General features: G+C 49.2%; 12 protein-coding genes, 1 other RNA gene and 2 pseudogenes. 11 read left to right on the top strand and 4 right to left on the bottom strand.

The annotated features are described in order from the left end of the window. Nucleotides 1-27: 27 nt before the first annotated feature. Entirely contained in the window at nucleotides 28-375 is a 348-nt protein-coding gene (bamE, locus tag LZU96_RS05260) for an outer membrane protein assembly factor BamE (RefSeq protein WP_031376294.1), read from the top strand. Between the two features lie 79 nt (nucleotides 376-454). On the opposite strand, the gene LZU96_RS05255 is transcribed toward bamE, so the two are convergent. Continuing rightward, nucleotides 455-748, bottom strand: a complete 294-nt coding sequence (locus LZU96_RS05255) for an RnfH family protein (protein WP_233987348.1) — start codon at nucleotides 746-748, stop codon at nucleotides 455-457. Beyond that, nucleotides 741-1,175 (bottom strand): type II toxin-antitoxin system RatA family toxin, encoded by a 435-nt coding sequence (locus tag LZU96_RS05250; RefSeq protein ID WP_031376296.1) that lies wholly within the window; start codon nucleotides 1,173-1,175, stop codon nucleotides 741-743. Before LZU96_RS05250 ends, LZU96_RS05255 begins: the two co-directional genes overlap by 8 nt. Nucleotides 1,176-1,333: 158 nt before the next feature. Between LZU96_RS05250 and smpB the strand changes: the two genes are divergently transcribed. The 4 genes and pseudogenes from smpB to LZU96_RS05230 all read left to right on the top strand — a co-directional run bounded on the left by smpB (nucleotide 1,334) and on the right by LZU96_RS05230 (nucleotide 5,294). Continuing rightward, entirely contained in the window at nucleotides 1,334-1,816 is a 483-nt protein-coding gene (gene smpB, locus LZU96_RS05245) for an SsrA-binding protein SmpB (RefSeq protein WP_159861142.1), read from the top strand. 42 nt (nucleotides 1,817-1,858) lie between these two features. Continuing rightward, nucleotides 1,859-2,220, top strand: a transfer-messenger RNA (tmRNA) gene (gene ssrA, locus LZU96_RS05240). 103 nt (nucleotides 2,221-2,323) lie between these two features. After that, nucleotides 2,324-3,194: pseudogene (locus LZU96_RS05235) on the top strand (DNA primase family protein); the annotation flags it as partial. 249 nt (nucleotides 3,195-3,443) lie between these two features. Continuing rightward, a complete protein-coding gene (locus tag LZU96_RS05230) occupies nucleotides 3,444-5,294 on the top strand; it encodes an ATP-dependent nuclease (protein ID WP_233987347.1) in 1,851 nt (616 codons plus the stop codon). A 254-nt stretch (nucleotides 5,295-5,548) separates the two neighbouring features. On the opposite strand, the gene LZU96_RS05225 is transcribed toward LZU96_RS05230, so the two are convergent. Then, nucleotides 5,549-6,964, bottom strand: a complete 1,416-nt coding sequence (locus tag LZU96_RS05225) for a hypothetical protein (protein ID WP_233987346.1) — start codon at nucleotides 6,962-6,964, stop codon at nucleotides 5,549-5,551. Nucleotides 6,965-7,900: 936 nt separating this feature from the next. Here LZU96_RS05225 and oxlT point away from each other — a divergent pair. After that, on the top strand, nucleotides 7,901-9,175 hold the full coding sequence (gene oxlT, locus LZU96_RS05220; RefSeq protein WP_233987345.1) for an oxalate/formate MFS antiporter: 1,275 nt from the start codon (nucleotides 7,901-7,903) through the stop codon (nucleotides 9,173-9,175). Here the strand turns inward: oxlT and LZU96_RS05215 are convergent. Next, nucleotides 9,176-9,574 (bottom strand): annotated as a pseudogene (locus LZU96_RS05215) (TonB-dependent receptor plug domain-containing protein); the annotation flags it as partial. 182 nt (nucleotides 9,575-9,756) lie between these two features. Here LZU96_RS05215 and LZU96_RS05210 point away from each other — a divergent pair. The 5 genes from LZU96_RS05210 to LZU96_RS05190 all read left to right on the top strand — a co-directional run bounded on the left by LZU96_RS05210 (nucleotide 9,757) and on the right by LZU96_RS05190 (nucleotide 14,225). Further along, nucleotides 9,757-11,193 carry a circularly permuted type 2 ATP-grasp protein gene (locus tag LZU96_RS05210; protein WP_233988132.1) on the top strand — a complete coding sequence of 479 codons (1,437 nt, stop codon included), beginning with the start codon at nucleotides 9,757-9,759 and terminating at the stop codon, nucleotides 11,191-11,193. After that, nucleotides 11,187-12,113: an alpha-E domain-containing protein gene (locus tag LZU96_RS05205; RefSeq protein WP_233987344.1), complete on the top strand. Its 927-nt coding sequence runs from the start codon at nucleotides 11,187-11,189 to the stop codon at nucleotides 12,111-12,113. The genes LZU96_RS05210 and LZU96_RS05205 overlap by 7 nt, the downstream gene beginning before the upstream one ends. Next, nucleotides 12,110-12,892: a transglutaminase family protein gene (locus LZU96_RS05200; protein WP_233987343.1), complete on the top strand. Its 783-nt coding sequence runs from the start codon at nucleotides 12,110-12,112 to the stop codon at nucleotides 12,890-12,892. Before LZU96_RS05205 ends, LZU96_RS05200 begins: the two co-directional genes overlap by 4 nt. 79 nt (nucleotides 12,893-12,971) lie before the next feature. After that, nucleotides 12,972-13,700: a proteasome-type protease gene (locus tag LZU96_RS05195; RefSeq protein ID WP_233987342.1), complete on the top strand. Its 729-nt coding sequence runs from the start codon at nucleotides 12,972-12,974 to the stop codon at nucleotides 13,698-13,700. A gap of 279 nt (nucleotides 13,701-13,979) precedes the next feature. Further along, nucleotides 13,980-14,225: a DUF2543 family protein gene (locus tag LZU96_RS05190; RefSeq protein ID WP_094119791.1), complete on the top strand. Its 246-nt coding sequence runs from the start codon at nucleotides 13,980-13,982 to the stop codon at nucleotides 14,223-14,225. Nucleotides 14,226-14,326: the final 101 nt, after the last annotated feature.

The raw sequence follows: 14,326 nt of genomic DNA, 5'->3' as shown, positions 1-14,326 counted from the left end.
GTTTGGCCCCGGAAAAGGAATGTATAGATGCGCTGTAAAACGCTGACTGCCGCGGCAGTGGTAATGTTGATGATGACCGCCGGATGTTCCACCTTAGAGCGCGTGGTATATCGTCCTGATATCAACCAGGGAAACTATCTGGTTGCCAATGATGTGGCCAAGATTCACACCGGTATGACACAGCAGCAGGTGGCTTACACGCTCGGTACGCCAATGATGAAAGATCCGTTTGGCAGCAACGTCTGGTATTACGTTTTCCGTCAGGAACCAGGCCATGAGCGCGTACAGCAGCAGACGCTGACGCTCAACTTTGATGGCAACGGCGTTCTGACCAATATCGACAACAAGCCGAATCTGGCGCAAAAAAGCGACTAACCCAACGGCAGACAGTAAAAAAGGCGCACTGAGCGCCTTTTTTTATGCTGCTGATCATCAGGACCTGGTGATCTGCTGCTTACTTTTTACCGGATGCTGAGCGTTCTGCGCGTTGACGACGCAGCTCTTTAGGATCGGCGATCAGCGGTCGATAGATTTCAATCCTATCGCCTTCATCAACCACATCACTGAGCTTCACTGCCCGGCTGTAGATACCCACTTTGTTGCTGCTGAGGTCGATTTCGCGGCGCAGCTCCAGTATTCCGGATTGCTCTATCGCCTGCTCCACCGTGCTGCCCTGCTCCACTTTGACATAGAGCTGATATTGCTTTTCAGGCAGCGCATAGACCACCTCAACCGAAATATCAGGCACTGTAGACCTCTTTGGCGCGCTGCGTGAACGCCTGCACCATGCTGTTGGCCAGCTCTTTGAAGATTCGACCAAAGGCCATCTCGACTAGCATGTTGGTAAATTCAAACTCCAGGCTTAACTCCACCTTGCAGGCATCATCGCCCAGTGAGATGAATTTCCAGCCGCCGGTCAGCTTACGGAACGGCCCGTCAACCAGCTGCATGTGGATGCTCTGGTTATCCGTCAGGGTATTTCGGGTAGTAAATGTTTTGCTGATGCCAGCTTTCGACACATCCACGGACGCGGTCATCTGATTCTCTGACGCATCCAGCACGCGGCTTCCGGTGCAACCCGGCAGGAATTGCGGATAAGCATCCACATCATTTACAAGTTTGTACATCTGCCCGGCACTAAACGGGACCAGCGCCGAACGACTAATCTGAGCCATAATGGTTCCTGTTCATCACGAAACCGCTGAATAATAGCATTTTCAGCGATTAAACAAAAATGCCCCCGAGTAAGGGTGTGCTAGAATATCTCGTTTCCTGCTGCCCCGCTGGACTGGGGATGCGATAACCGACTAAGTGATGTAAAATACGCCGCACTATGACAAAGAAAAAATCACACAAACCCGGTTCTGCCACTGTTGCCATGAACAAACGCGCCCGCCACGAATACTTCATCGAAGAGGAGTATGAAGCGGGATTATCGTTGCAAGGATGGGAAGTTAAATCACTTCGTGCCGGCAAAGCCAACATCAGCGACAGCTATATTCTGCTGCGCGATGGCGAAGCGTTCCTGTTTGGTTCAACCTTTCAACCCTTAGCCGTTGCTTCCAGCCATGTGGTGTGCGATCCCACGCGCAGCCGTAAGCTGCTGCTGAAGCAACGTGAGCTGGATTCACTGTATGGCCGCGTCAATCGCGAAGGTTATACCATCGTGGCGCTCTCGCTCTACTGGAAGAACGCCTGGTGTAAACTGAAGATTGGTGTTGCACGCGGTAAGAAAGAGCATGATAAACGTGACGATATCAAAGACCGTGAATGGCAACTGGATAAAGCCCGTATCATGAAGAATTCAAAGCGTTAGCGCTGGATTCTGACCCGATTTTTTGCTAGTATTTGAAGTTCTGGGGCTGATTCTGGATTCGACGGGATTGTGAAGCCTTAGGAGCATGCCGAGGGGCGGTTTGCCTCGTAAAAAGCCGCAAAAAAATAGTCGCAAACGACGAAAACTACGCACTAGCAGCTTAATAACCTGCTTAGAGCCTTCTCTCCCTAGCTTCCGCTCTTAAGACGGGGATCAAGAGAAGTCAAACCCAAAAGAGATCGCGTGGATGCCTTGCCTGGGGTTGAAGCGTTAAATCCAATCAGGCTAGTCTGTTAGTGGCGTGTCTGTTCGCAGCTAACCGGCGAATGTAAAAACTGACTAAGCATGTAGTGCCGACGGTGTAGTAATTTCGGACGCGGGTTCAACTCCCGCCAGCTCCACCAAAATTCTTGGTTGATGGTTACCAGAACCATCATCGAAGTCCTGAAAGCCCGCAAGGTGAAAGCCTCGCGGGCTTTTTTGTGTCTGTGATTTTGCGAATTGTCATTTATGGTGCTGGCAAGCCGGGTATGGCTGGAAGAGGTTTCTTGAGGTCACCGGCGGCGACAGTGGTAAAAGCATCATGGCGGAAATCGCCACCATGCTGGCCGGAACGGACAACACCACGGCCGCGACCATCGACACGCTGGAGTCGTCGCGCGAACGTGTGGTGGTGATTGGCTACTCGCTGATTATCCTGCCCGACCAGGAAAAGTGGAGCGGCGACGGCGCGGGCATTAAGGCGATTACCGGCGGTGATGCGGTAGCCATCGATCCCAAGTATCGCGATCCCTACTCAACCCACATCCCGGCGGTAATTCTGGCAGTGAACAACAACCCGATGCGTTTCAGCGATCGCAGCGGTGGAGTTTCGCGTCGCCGGGTAATCCTGACCTTCCCGGAGGTGATACCGGCTAAAGAGCGCGATCCGCAGCTGCTGGACAAAATCAGCGCCGAGCTGGCCGTGATTGTTCGCCATCTAATGCAGCGCTTCGCGTCACCCGATGAAGCACGCGAGCTGTTGCAGGCGCAGCAAACATCCGGCGAAGCACTGGAGATAAAGCGACAGGCCGATCCGCTGGTCGATTTCTGTGGCTACCTGATGCCGCTGAGCACACCGAACGGGTTGTTTATCGGCAACGCTAACATTCGCCCGATTAACCCGAAACGCTATCTCTATCATGCGTACTTGTCGTTTATGGAATCGCGCGGTCATCAGCACCCGCTCAGCCTGACGGCTTTCGGCCAGGCGGTGCCGCAGACACTGAAAGAGTACGAGCGCGTGCTGCTCAAACGCCGGACAAATAACGGCATACAAACCAACCTCACGTTACATGAGGATAGTGAGGCAGATTGGTTGCCCGCATGTAGCGCCTGATAACATCATTCTATGTAAACCGGCTTTGGCCGGTTTTTATTTGATGCAATTTTCAATGTCAGCCAAGGTTCGTTATGAGTGTTGTGCTGACGTTGATTTGTTCAGCCACGCTTCGAATAGTTGGCTCAAAGTATAAATGTTCAATCTGCTTACATTAAGATCGCTTAGTAATGTTGATTTTGTTATAAATATCCTCTGAGAAAAGTACTTTAGGGTGTTTTGAATAAAAATTTTATTAGGGTGGTATTAATGAAACTCATAAAGCAAGTGGAAATCGCATACTTTCGTTCTATTTATAAAGATGATTTAAATAATTGCTCGGGGACTAATATTATTTTCGGGAGAAACGATGCTGGAAAAAGTAACGTTTTACGAGCTCTAAATTTATTTTTTAGAAATGAAACAAATCCAAATCAAGCTTTTCGTTTTGACCGTGACTTTTCACATGCTCGCCGCTCTGAGGCAACACCAGAAAATGATATAAGGAAGTTTGTTTATGTGAAAATTTGGTTCACGACCCCAGTAAACTGGAGAGCATCATTGGGAGACTCATTTTGGGTTAAGAAACAGTGGAGCATTACTAATCAAGAAGAACCAAAATTTTATTCTTCCATAACTCAACCTAATCTACAGCAATATTTAACAAGGTTTCTTAATAAAATACAATTTCATTACATACCAGCAATTAAAGACAGAAAGATATTTGAAGGACTGCAAGCAGAAATTTACAAGGTTATTTCTGAGCACGTTGAGTTTTCCGGTTCATTAGTAAATTTCACCGAAGCTCTAAGAAATAGAACCGAACAATTAACCCAAGGACTTTTAAGCTCTCTCAAGATAAATAGTTCTGTTTCTACGCCTAGAGATCTAACTGACTTATTTAAATCATTAGACTTTGAAGTTACTTCAGAAGAAGGTGATTCATACAGTTTGACTTTACAACGCGGCGATGGCATTCAAGTAAGACATATCCCTCAGATTCTTTCATTTTTATCCGACAATAGTTTAAAGGAATACCATATATGGGGTTTTGAAGAGCCTGAAAATTCACTTGAGCTCGCTAGTGCTATTGAGGAAGCTAAAACCTTTCTTGAGCTTGGCAAAGCTAATAACAAACAAATATTCTTAACTAGTCATAGCCCTGCTTTTTTTTCACTTAAAGATAATGGCGTTAGCAAATATTTCGTTTCTAAAACGCACGAACATATGGGGCGTTTGAACTCTGCTGTCAAAGAATTATCTAATGATTCAATGCAACTCCCAAGTGAGTTAATGGGTGAGACACCACATCTTCCAGTAATTAGTAGTTACCTTGAACAGGCCCATGCAGAGATAGAAAGGTCTAAAGCGTTAAGAACTTCTTTGGAGCAAGAGTTAGTACAGCATAATGCGTCAATCGTTTTTGTTGAAGGTGCCACAGACGCAGCTGTATTTACAAAGGCATGGGAGCTATTTATCGGAGGTGACATACCTTTCACTTTCGAATCTGGCGGAGGCACAACTAAAATGGAAGCTCTTGCAAGCAATGGAAAAGTTATCAGCACGTTAGCACCTGGACGAGCTGTTTTTGCATTAGTTGATAACGATAAAGAAGGGCGTGATCTTTATAAAAATAGAAGATTAGGTGATGGAGGCGCTTGGGTACAGGACAATTCCAACAAAGTTTATTGGTGTCGATTACCATTTGTTCATGAACTTCAGCAATTGATGACTAGCTGTAGAGTAGAAAAAGCATTTTGGCCTGGGTGCTTGGAGAATATATTCACTGCAGAGGTGAAGCATCGAGCATCAGAAGCGGGTTTTCTAACTCTTACTAAAAAACCGCATAGTGAATTTTTCACAGATAACTTTGAGAAAATAGCTGATTACATAAATGAAAGAGATGACCATTTACATTACCACGTTCTTTGCCTAGTTCCTGAAAGTAAAGATACATTTGCTGAATGGATAGTACAACAAGCAGATCGAGAACCAGAATTGTTAGAGCCTTTGCGCAATACAATAATAGGACTTCGTGACATATTGAACTCGATTTCAGAAGTTGCAGCTCAACCTGAAGAAGTGGTACCAGCAGAAGAACAAGTAAATCGGACACCTTAATTTATTAAGGAAGCGACAACTAAATTTTTACGTCAAGGTCCGCTAATCGCATGGAACAGCCTGTGCGCTTAGGCAGAGTTTGCTATGAGCGATATGCGGACATTGCTAAGAACTTTCTTTATGAAAAATGGGAAAAGGTCAATGATGTTTCTCATCTAATGCTATCAGTATACATAATAAATTGCACTGATGAAAAAGAAGTCAGAAATGGATATTTTCATATAACGACTTTAGGCTGACATAGCAGAATAAAATCAATTCATTTTATCGTCAGCGTCATTAATGTCTTGAGCAAGGAAACTCTCTAACGAGGGTAGGAGCGTGTGAGAAAGTTGTATCTGAGTTTGGCTACTAAGTATGCTGTACTTATAATAACGTTTGCAAACTATCTCGCCATTCTCTGGAATCCAATGTGTCGCCTCTGGAAATATCGCAGTACTCAGAGGATGTTTCGCGTTCGGGTTATGAAATATTTCAATCTCCGCAGTCCATGGCTCATGATTATAAGGCTTCCACAAAGAACGATACTCGTTGCTGGTTACGTCCATAATAAAAGGAATAGCACGCACAGCACCGGGAGAGTCATCAGCGAATTTACCAATTCTCACATAGCGATACCCATCAATTAAAACTCCGGAGGAAACAGGTACTCTGCTCAGTTTGGATAAAGTAGCTGCGTTCGAAAAAATGACCGCCGAAAGCTCTATGTTTTCACGCGACATAAATAAGCCAGCACGTATATTCGGATCGCTCGAAAGGAATTCGATAATTTCGAGCACAGCCACAATCTTTCCATCTTTTTCTTTCTCTCTGCCATAAAATCCATAGAGGTAGGTCATGAGAGCCTCACGACTCCACATCATTGAACCTGGAGCGTGAAAATCTGCTACTGCAATAGCAAATGGTTTGCCTTGGACATGCTTCAAGCTAGTATAATTTTTACGCAATTTATTTCGTAAGGTCCGAGCGTAGCGTTCAGCGGCAATTCCTGAAACTCTTTCTTTAAGATCTGCGGGAACTTTGTCGCGTCCAGCCGTGGCATGGTCGTAACGCTCTGGTGGATTAACTGTTACGGCTTCTACCCAGGCTTCTTCCCCTGCTCTATTTGCCACATAGAAATCAGGAGAATCATGGTCTTGAGTTACCAACATACCCTGTTCGCGGAAACTAGCTAGAAGCATGGCTTCCCAAATCCGTGTGTGGAAACTATCGCCCTGACACTCTCTTGCCCAGTGAGAATCTGGATTAGGCATTGCCAGATATAGTTGGTTTAGCATCCATGCCCCAGGAGCTCTTGAGGGGTGTCCAAGCATTTTGAATATGCCACTTGGTTGCGCGCCTTTGGTATCCCATAGAGGTGTACGTCGTCTAGATCCCGGGGGCAACGGAACGCGACCTGCGAATTCATTGCACGCGTTACCAATTATTGCCAATGCGTTTTCTTCACTAAAGGAATTTGTTTCCCTGCGCAGTACCGTCCATACATCATCTTCACGACGCCTCATTATAAGAATGCCATGCTTACCACTATGACAGTTACGAGTTAATGCACAAAGTGTTATCCGATCACTACTCTCCCATGCATTTACAGGAGGGTCATCACCAAATCCTAAACCTCTGGGCAGCGATAAGGCATATACTTCGAAAAGATTAGAAGGAATTGGAGTCATAGAGGAATGTCACCTAATGAGCTGCGAAAAATATAAGAAGCTGTCGATGCTTTTAAACATTATCATTCCTCCTTTAAACTAACATCCTAATCCGCCCTAGGTCACTCCAAACTTCTGCTATTGCCAAAAGCGGGCTATTGACAACAGCAGCGGCTAATAACTTCACATTGCGCATAGTGGCTTAGGACGCTTTTAATCATCTTGGCTAAGGTGATCACCCTTAGTGCACACTAGTGTACATCCCGCTTCAAACCATAAACCACTTAACCCAATGAATTTAATCAATAAAAAACAAAAGTGAACAGTGTGAACACTTTTTCTCAAAATCATTTTATTCAGATTTTAGGCTGACTGTTAGTTATCCTAGCAAAGCCGTTCCGGAGTATGAGATCCTATAATTGGTACACGGTTAGGTACACGGAACAAAGTTGAATCAGATAAAACCTCAATTTTACATGAACCTGCGCAGTCTATTCAGATTCCGCCAGCCCAAAATTCCTGGTTGATGGTTACCAGAACCTTAATCGAAGTCCTGAAAGCCCGCACGGCACAAGCCTTGCGGGCTTTTTTGTACCCCCAATCCGGGAATTTCAGGCAACTGGTCAACTTTTTCGATAAACGTCTTTAGTGCATCATCTCGGAAATCAATTAGTGCATCATCCTGGAAATCAAAAGGTACCGGATGGCTTTTCTGGCAATCAACCCTCTCCTACGCACCATCTCAGCGCACTGATTTTTTGCACTCCATAACATTCACTTCCCTAATCATTCCATTACCAATTGAATTTAATGGCTTTTTCAAACTGGCACACATCCTGCTAATGGCTTTACGTCTACATCTGCGTATCGGGATGAAGGTTCCGGGGATTGAGCATTAGCAGGTAATGCGACAAAAAAGTGGTTAAGCAGAGCAAAGCGTAATTTTGGAGACAGATAATGGCCTTGATGAGCGAACCGGTGGTAATAGCGAAAAACAGCAAGTGGGTACAGTTTCTGCTTGGATTACTTTGCATGGCGTCAATTTCCAGCCCGCAGTATGTCTGGACGCTGTTAACCAAACCTATGATTGCCAAACTCGGCGTCGGACTGGCGGAACTACAGGTAACGTTCTCGCTGCTGATTATTTTGCAGACCTTCTTCTCACCCTTCCAGGGTCGGCTGGTAGAGCGTTTTGGTCCACGCCTGCTGATCTCTATCGGTACACTAATGGCGGGATTTAGCTGGGTAATCGCCGCCCGGGTCAACAGCCTGACTTCACTGTATCTGGTCTATGGCTGCCTTGGCGGACTGGGTACGGGTATTGTTTATATCGGCGTGGTGGGACTGGTAATGAAGTGGTTTCCACAGCAGCGCGGTTTTGCCGCCGGAACCGTGGCGGCGGGCTACGGCATGGGGGCAATTTTTACCACCTTCCCGATTTCCATTTCTCTAAACAGCTACGGGCTGGAACAGACAATGACCCTATTTGGCCTGCTCTTTGCCACCGTGGGTTTTCTCGCCAGTCAAAGCCTGAGACTGCCTGAAACCAGCATGACGATGTCGGTCAACAAAATACCGTCGCCCGTGCCGGACCAGCGCCAGTTCAGCTCCGGAGAAATGCTGCGCCAGCCACTGTTCTGGCTGATGTTCATCATGATGACCATGATGTCGACATCGGGACTGATGGTGACCTCGCAGATGGCAATTTTTGCCGAAGACTTCGGCATCAGCAAGGCGGTAATTTTCGGTATGGCCGCGCTGCCCCTGGCGCTGACTATCGACCGTTTCACGAACGGTTTAACACGCCCACTGTTTGGTTTTATTTCTGACCGCTACGGCCGCGAAAATACCATGTTTGTTGCCTTCGCGTTGGAAGGTGTTGCGATGACGCTGTGGCTTGCCTGCCGCGAAGATCCGTTGCTATTCGTACTGCTTTCAGGCGTAGTGTTCTTTGGCTGGGGTGAAATCTTCTCGCTGTTCCCATCCACACTGACCGACACCTTTGGCAGTGAAAATGCTTCAGCGAACTATGGTTGGTTGTATATCTCACAGGGTATCGGCGCAATCTTTGGCGGTCCGCTGGCGGCACTAATGTATCAGCACACCCATAACTGGCACCTGGTCTTTGGCTGCGCTATTACCTTCGACTTTATCACCGCGGGTCTGGCGTTATGGGTGCTCAAGCCCTGGCGTACGCGATTCCTGCACGCGCAAAATAATCTTTCGCACTGATTATCGGGTAGTGAATAAAGCTCGTAAAACAGCTTCCCCGACGACGTGCAGTGCCATTGAAAATATCCCGTCAGTCAGACTGCGGACACAGAAAACAGCCGGGACCTCAACCGTCCCGGTCAGAATCTTACGCCAGAAACTATCATCAACCGCAGCGACATACCTGCTGCCATCTTCGTTATCGCTATAGTCGTCACGGTTGAGATTTTTATCAGTCAGATTCAGCACCCCTGGGCGGATCTTTACCGTTTTATTCACCTTATACGACTCGCCTGTATTCCAGATGGAGTATCCGCCCAGCGCATCGGAGCCGTATAAGGACGACATTAGCCCGCGCACCACTTCGATAGGTTTGATCGATTCCGCGGGGATCCAGCTCAGATCGGAATCGTTATGGCGGAGGTGGTTTTTCTCCACCACGGCACACTAAGCGCCATATTAAGACACTCCCGCGCTGAGCCTGCACCAAAAAAGGGCATTGGACGTTGCAACATTACCGCTTTGCACCGTTTCGCTTCTTCAGATGCTGGCACACTTTATGCTTGAGTAGATTGACAGCCTTTAACGTCTGCGAGGTGACGATGCTGAATATCAATCTCTCCGCTTCACCCTTTTTTGATGAGATGCTTCTGGCTGAAGGTGAGCACCGTGACCACTACGCCGCCTACTGGCAATGGCTGCAACAGGCTGATCATCAGGCTGTACAGCGCAAGCGGGAAGAAGCCGCCCTCCTGTTTCACCGGGTAGGTATTACCTTCAATGTCTACGATGACGATAATGGTGCTGAACGGTTGATCCCGTTCGACAGCGTGCCACGTATTATACCGGCCGCCGAATGGGCCATGCTCGATGCCGGCATTCGCCAGCGTGTGCAGGCACTCAACGCCTTCCTCTACGATATCTACCATGAACAACATATTCTGAAGGCGGGAATCATTCCGGCAGAACAGGTTCTGGCTAACGAACAGTATCAACCCTGTATGCAAGGTGTTGATATCCACCGTGATATCTATGCGCATATTGTTGGCGTAGATATGGTGCGCAACAGTGATGGCGAATATTACGTCCTGGAAGATAACCTGCGTACCCCCTCCGGCGTCTCCTATATGCTGGAAAACCGTAAAATGATGATGCGGCTCTATCCGGAACTCTTTGCTCAGCAACGTATTGCTCCCGTAGAACGCTATCCGTCGCATCTGCTACAAACGCTTCGCGAAAGCTCACCCATTAACGATCCCACCGTGGTGGTATTGACCCCAGGCCGCTTTAACAGCGCTTACTTCGAACACAGCTTCCTGGCCCAGCAGATGGGCGTTGAGCTGGTTGAAAGCGCCGATCTGTTCGTTAAGGATGGCATGCTGTTTATGCGCACGACTGCCGGGCCATGCAGAATACATGTCATCTATCGTCGGGTTGATGATGCCTTCCTCGATCCGCTGGCATTCCGCCCGGACTCCATGCTCGGCGTACCGGGACTGCTGTCGGTTTACCGGGCTGGCAATGTCGTCCTGGCCAACGCCATCGGCACTGGCGTAGCTGATGACAAATCAATCTATCCCTACGTACCGGATATGGTGCGCTTTTATCTGCAGGAAGAACCGATCCTCAATAACGTGCCAACCTGGCAGTGCAGACATAAAAATGAGCTGTCGTATGTGCTGGCCAACCTCGAAAAAATGGTCGTGAAAGAGGTTCACGGTGCTGGCGGTTACGGCATGTTGATTGGACCCGCCGCGAACAAAGCTGAGCTCGCCCACTTCCGTGACCTGTTGCTGGCTCGTCCGCAGAATTATATCGCGCAAAACACGCTGGCGTTGTCCACCTGTCCCACTTTTGTCAACGACGGCCTGGCCCCACGTCATATCGATCTCCGCCCCTTTGCGCTGAGTGGTGCGGAGATTCGACTGGTGCCCGGCGGCCTTACCCGCGTAGCGTTGACGGAAGGTTCGCTGGTCGTCAATTCGTCACAGGGCGGCGGAACCAAGGACACCTGGGTACTGGAGGATGATATATGCTGAGCCGGACAGCCAGTGAACTCTATTGGATGGCCCGCTATCTGGAGCGGGCAGAAAATATCGCCAGGGTACTGGATGTCACCAACAAGCTGTCGATGATGCCAATCCGCAATGGGGGTAATCATGATCTGCTGGTACCGCTCAACCTGACCAGCACCAGCGAGCTGTATGCTGAGACCAACCTGACACTGACGATGCCCAATCTGGTCAGTTTTTTCGCCCTGGATAGCCGGAATTACAGCAGCATTTTTAGTTGTCTGCAGATGGGCTGGAACAACGCGCATGCGGTACGTGGCAGCCTGTCATCCGAAGTCTGGGAATGTATCAATGCCACCTGGATCGCGATGAAATCGATACGCCGTCAGGGCATAGGCTCAGACGGTGCCGATGCCTTCTTTGACTGGGTGAAAGAGCGATCTCATCTGTTCCGTGGTGCCATGTTCGGTACCCTGCTCCGCAGTGACGCGATGCACTTTATTCGTCTCGGGACGTTGCTGGAACGGGCTGATGGCACTGCCCGTCTGCTGGAGGTGAAAAACAGACTGATGGATATTGATGACGATCCGGTGCGCGAATATTACCGCATGGACACACTGCTGCAGGCGGTAAGCGCGCGCGAAGCCTACCATAGTATTTATAAGCAGCCGCTGAGCCGGGAGACCATCGCCGAACTGATGATCCTGCGCAACGAGCTGCCGCGTTCGTTGCTGGCGTGTATCAACGATATGGTTCAGCAACTGGAGCTGATAGGTGGCCGTGCAAACCAGCCACGCCGCCTGGCGCACATCCTGCACGCTGAGCTGCGCTTCAGTTCCATGAAAGACCTCAGCAGAATCGGGCTGAACAACTGGCTGGAAGCCTTTCTCACCCAGTTAAACGAGATCGCCGAAAGTATTCATCACACTTATCTGGAGGCGCAATGAAACTTAGCATTGAGCACAACACGCATTATCGCTACGACCAGGCGGTGCAACGCAGTATCCAGTACCTGCGGCTGACGCCTCAGGAATCGTCTCATCAACGCATACTATCCTGGGAACTGACCTTACCGGATAAGGCGGTTTGCACCACTGATGCCTTCGGCAACATCATGCATGTGCTGACACTCGATGAACCGCATGAGTCCATCACCATTCAGGCACATGGCGTGGTGGAGATTGAACACGGCATTGAAGATCAGGCTCAGGGGCATCTGTCGCCGCTAGTTTTCCTGCGCCACAGTCCGCTGACCCAGCCCGATGCGGCGATTCAGGCTTTTGCCCTGCGCTATTACCAACCCCAGGCGATTCTGACCACCCTGGAAAACCTGATGGGAGACCTGCTGCTCAGGATGCCTTACACCCCTGGCTCTACCCTTGTGACCGACAGTGCCGCTGAGGCTTTCGCCGCCGGTAGTGGAGTGTGCCAGGATCATACTCATGTCTTTCTGAGCTGCTGCCGTAGCCTGAATATACCGGCACGCTACGTCAGCGGTTACCTGCACAGCAAAGATTCTGCACATGTCGCGACCCATGCCTGGGCCGAAGTTTGGGTGGAAGACCGCTGGCACTGCTTTGACATTACCAACAATACCCGTATACCTGATCAACATCTTAAACTTGCTGTGGGTATTGATTACCTGGATGCCTGTCCGGTGCGCGGTTTACGCATTGGCGGTGGATACGAAGATATGTGCGCGATTGCCGCGGTACAAATGATGTAAATTGACCTGTAGCGACTTGCTGGTGGTGAAAACTTCATGCACGCTGATGGCGTGCAAATTTTTTTGAGGGGAGTGTGGTATGACCTATTGTGTGGCCATGCGCCTGTCATCCGGGCTGGTCTTTGCATCCGATTCACGTACCAATGCTGGGGTGGATCACATTTCCACCTTCCGTAAACTACATGTGTTTCATCAGGACGGCGATCGTACGCTGGTGCTTCAGACTGCCGGTAATCTGGCGACCACTCAAAGTATTATCAGTCTGCTGCGACACCGCAGCAGGAATGCCGATTGTCCCAATCTGCTGAATGCCGCCAGCCTTTACGAGGCCGCTTCTCTGGTCGGAGAGACGGTTCGTGAGGTGATCCAGCGTGACAGTGAGGCACAACAGAATGGCAGTACGACAGATTTCAGTTGCAACCTGCTGCTCGGCGGTCAAATTAACGGGGATGATATTGGTCTGTTCCATATTTACCCACAGGGTAATTTCATCGAAGCAACTCGCGATACGCCCTATTTCCAGATTGGTGAAAGCAAGTACGGCAAACCGATTATTGACCGGGTGCTGCACTACGACATGTCTCTGGAGCAAGCGATGCAATGCGCGCTGATTTCACTGGATTCGACCCTGCGCAGCAATCTCTCTGTTGGCCTGCCGCTCGACGTCATGATCTACCCTTGTGATAGCTTCAGCGATGCCCGGCAATACCGCATTACCGAAGACCATCCCTACTTCACGACTATCCGTAAAGGCTGGGGAGAAGGCTTAGTCAGCACCTTCAAACAACTACCGCCGCTCCTTCTCTAGTCAGATAAGGCAATAAAGCCGGATTCAGGCAAAAGCGAACCCCCGAACATCCAGGCTGATGGGTTTTTACGCCACTCTGTATCAATACTTTTTCTTCGTTGTGGCCGACGGGGCGGTCACTTAACCCGAAATAACCGCTGTTCACTCCACATTTTCCTTCTATCTACTGACATCCACTCCCCTTTACAGCCCCCGCCTAAACACGAAATAATAACCCCGCTACTTACGCCATCGAGCGCAGGCAGCATCTGACCAGCACTTCAACTTAGCGGACTCTTTATGACTAACGACATTCCCCTCAAGTACTACGACGTCGCAGATGAGTATGCGACCGAATCCGCTAAGCCGGTGAGCGATGCAGAACGCACACCGCTGGCGCACTACTTCCAGTTACTGATCACGCGTCTGATGAATAACGAGGAGATCAGTGAAGAGTCGCAGCAGGAGATGGCCACGGAAGCGGGCATTGATGCTGAGCGTATCGATGAGATCGCGACCTTCCTCAACCAATGGGGTAACGAGTAACCTTACCCGAATGCGCCGGGCGGTCAGCAGGTGACGATAGTGACCTTATCCGCCCGGATATACTCCCTGCGCCATAACCGCACCGTCAGCGTCATCTCCCG

It is taken from the genome of Pantoea agglomerans, assembly GCF_021397715.1.
In the GTDB taxonomy this organism is placed as follows: domain Bacteria; phylum Pseudomonadota; class Gammaproteobacteria; order Enterobacterales; family Enterobacteriaceae; genus Pantoea; species Pantoea astica.
This window is presented reverse-complemented; position numbering and strand designations above follow the sequence as displayed.

Coding starts and splice junctions, on each gene's coding strand:
- LZU96_RS05225 (WP_233987346.1), bottom strand. CDS start 6,964: ATGACTCCAATTCCTTCTAATCTTTTCGAAGTATATGCCTTATCGCTG.
- LZU96_RS05230 (WP_233987347.1), top strand. CDS start 3,444: ATGAAACTCATAAAGCAAGTGGAAATCGCATACTTTCGTTCTATTTAT.
- LZU96_RS05195 (WP_233987342.1), top strand. CDS start 12,972: ATGACCTATTGTGTGGCCATGCGCCTGTCATCCGGGCTGGTCTTTGCA.
- LZU96_RS05190 (WP_094119791.1), top strand. CDS start 13,980: ATGACTAACGACATTCCCCTCAAGTACTACGACGTCGCAGATGAGTAT.
- bamE (WP_031376294.1), top strand. CDS start 28: ATGCGCTGTAAAACGCTGACTGCCGCGGCAGTGGTAATGTTGATGATG.
- LZU96_RS05200 (WP_233987343.1), top strand. CDS start 12,110: ATGAAACTTAGCATTGAGCACAACACGCATTATCGCTACGACCAGGCG.
- LZU96_RS05210 (WP_233988132.1), top strand. CDS start 9,757: ATGCTGAATATCAATCTCTCCGCTTCACCCTTTTTTGATGAGATGCTT.
- smpB (WP_159861142.1), top strand. CDS start 1,334: ATGACAAAGAAAAAATCACACAAACCCGGTTCTGCCACTGTTGCCATG.
- LZU96_RS05205 (WP_233987344.1), top strand. CDS start 11,187: ATGCTGAGCCGGACAGCCAGTGAACTCTATTGGATGGCCCGCTATCTG.
- oxlT (WP_233987345.1), top strand. CDS start 7,901: ATGGCCTTGATGAGCGAACCGGTGGTAATAGCGAAAAACAGCAAGTGG.
- LZU96_RS05250 (WP_031376296.1), bottom strand. CDS start 1,175: ATGGCTCAGATTAGTCGTTCGGCGCTGGTCCCGTTTAGTGCCGGGCAG.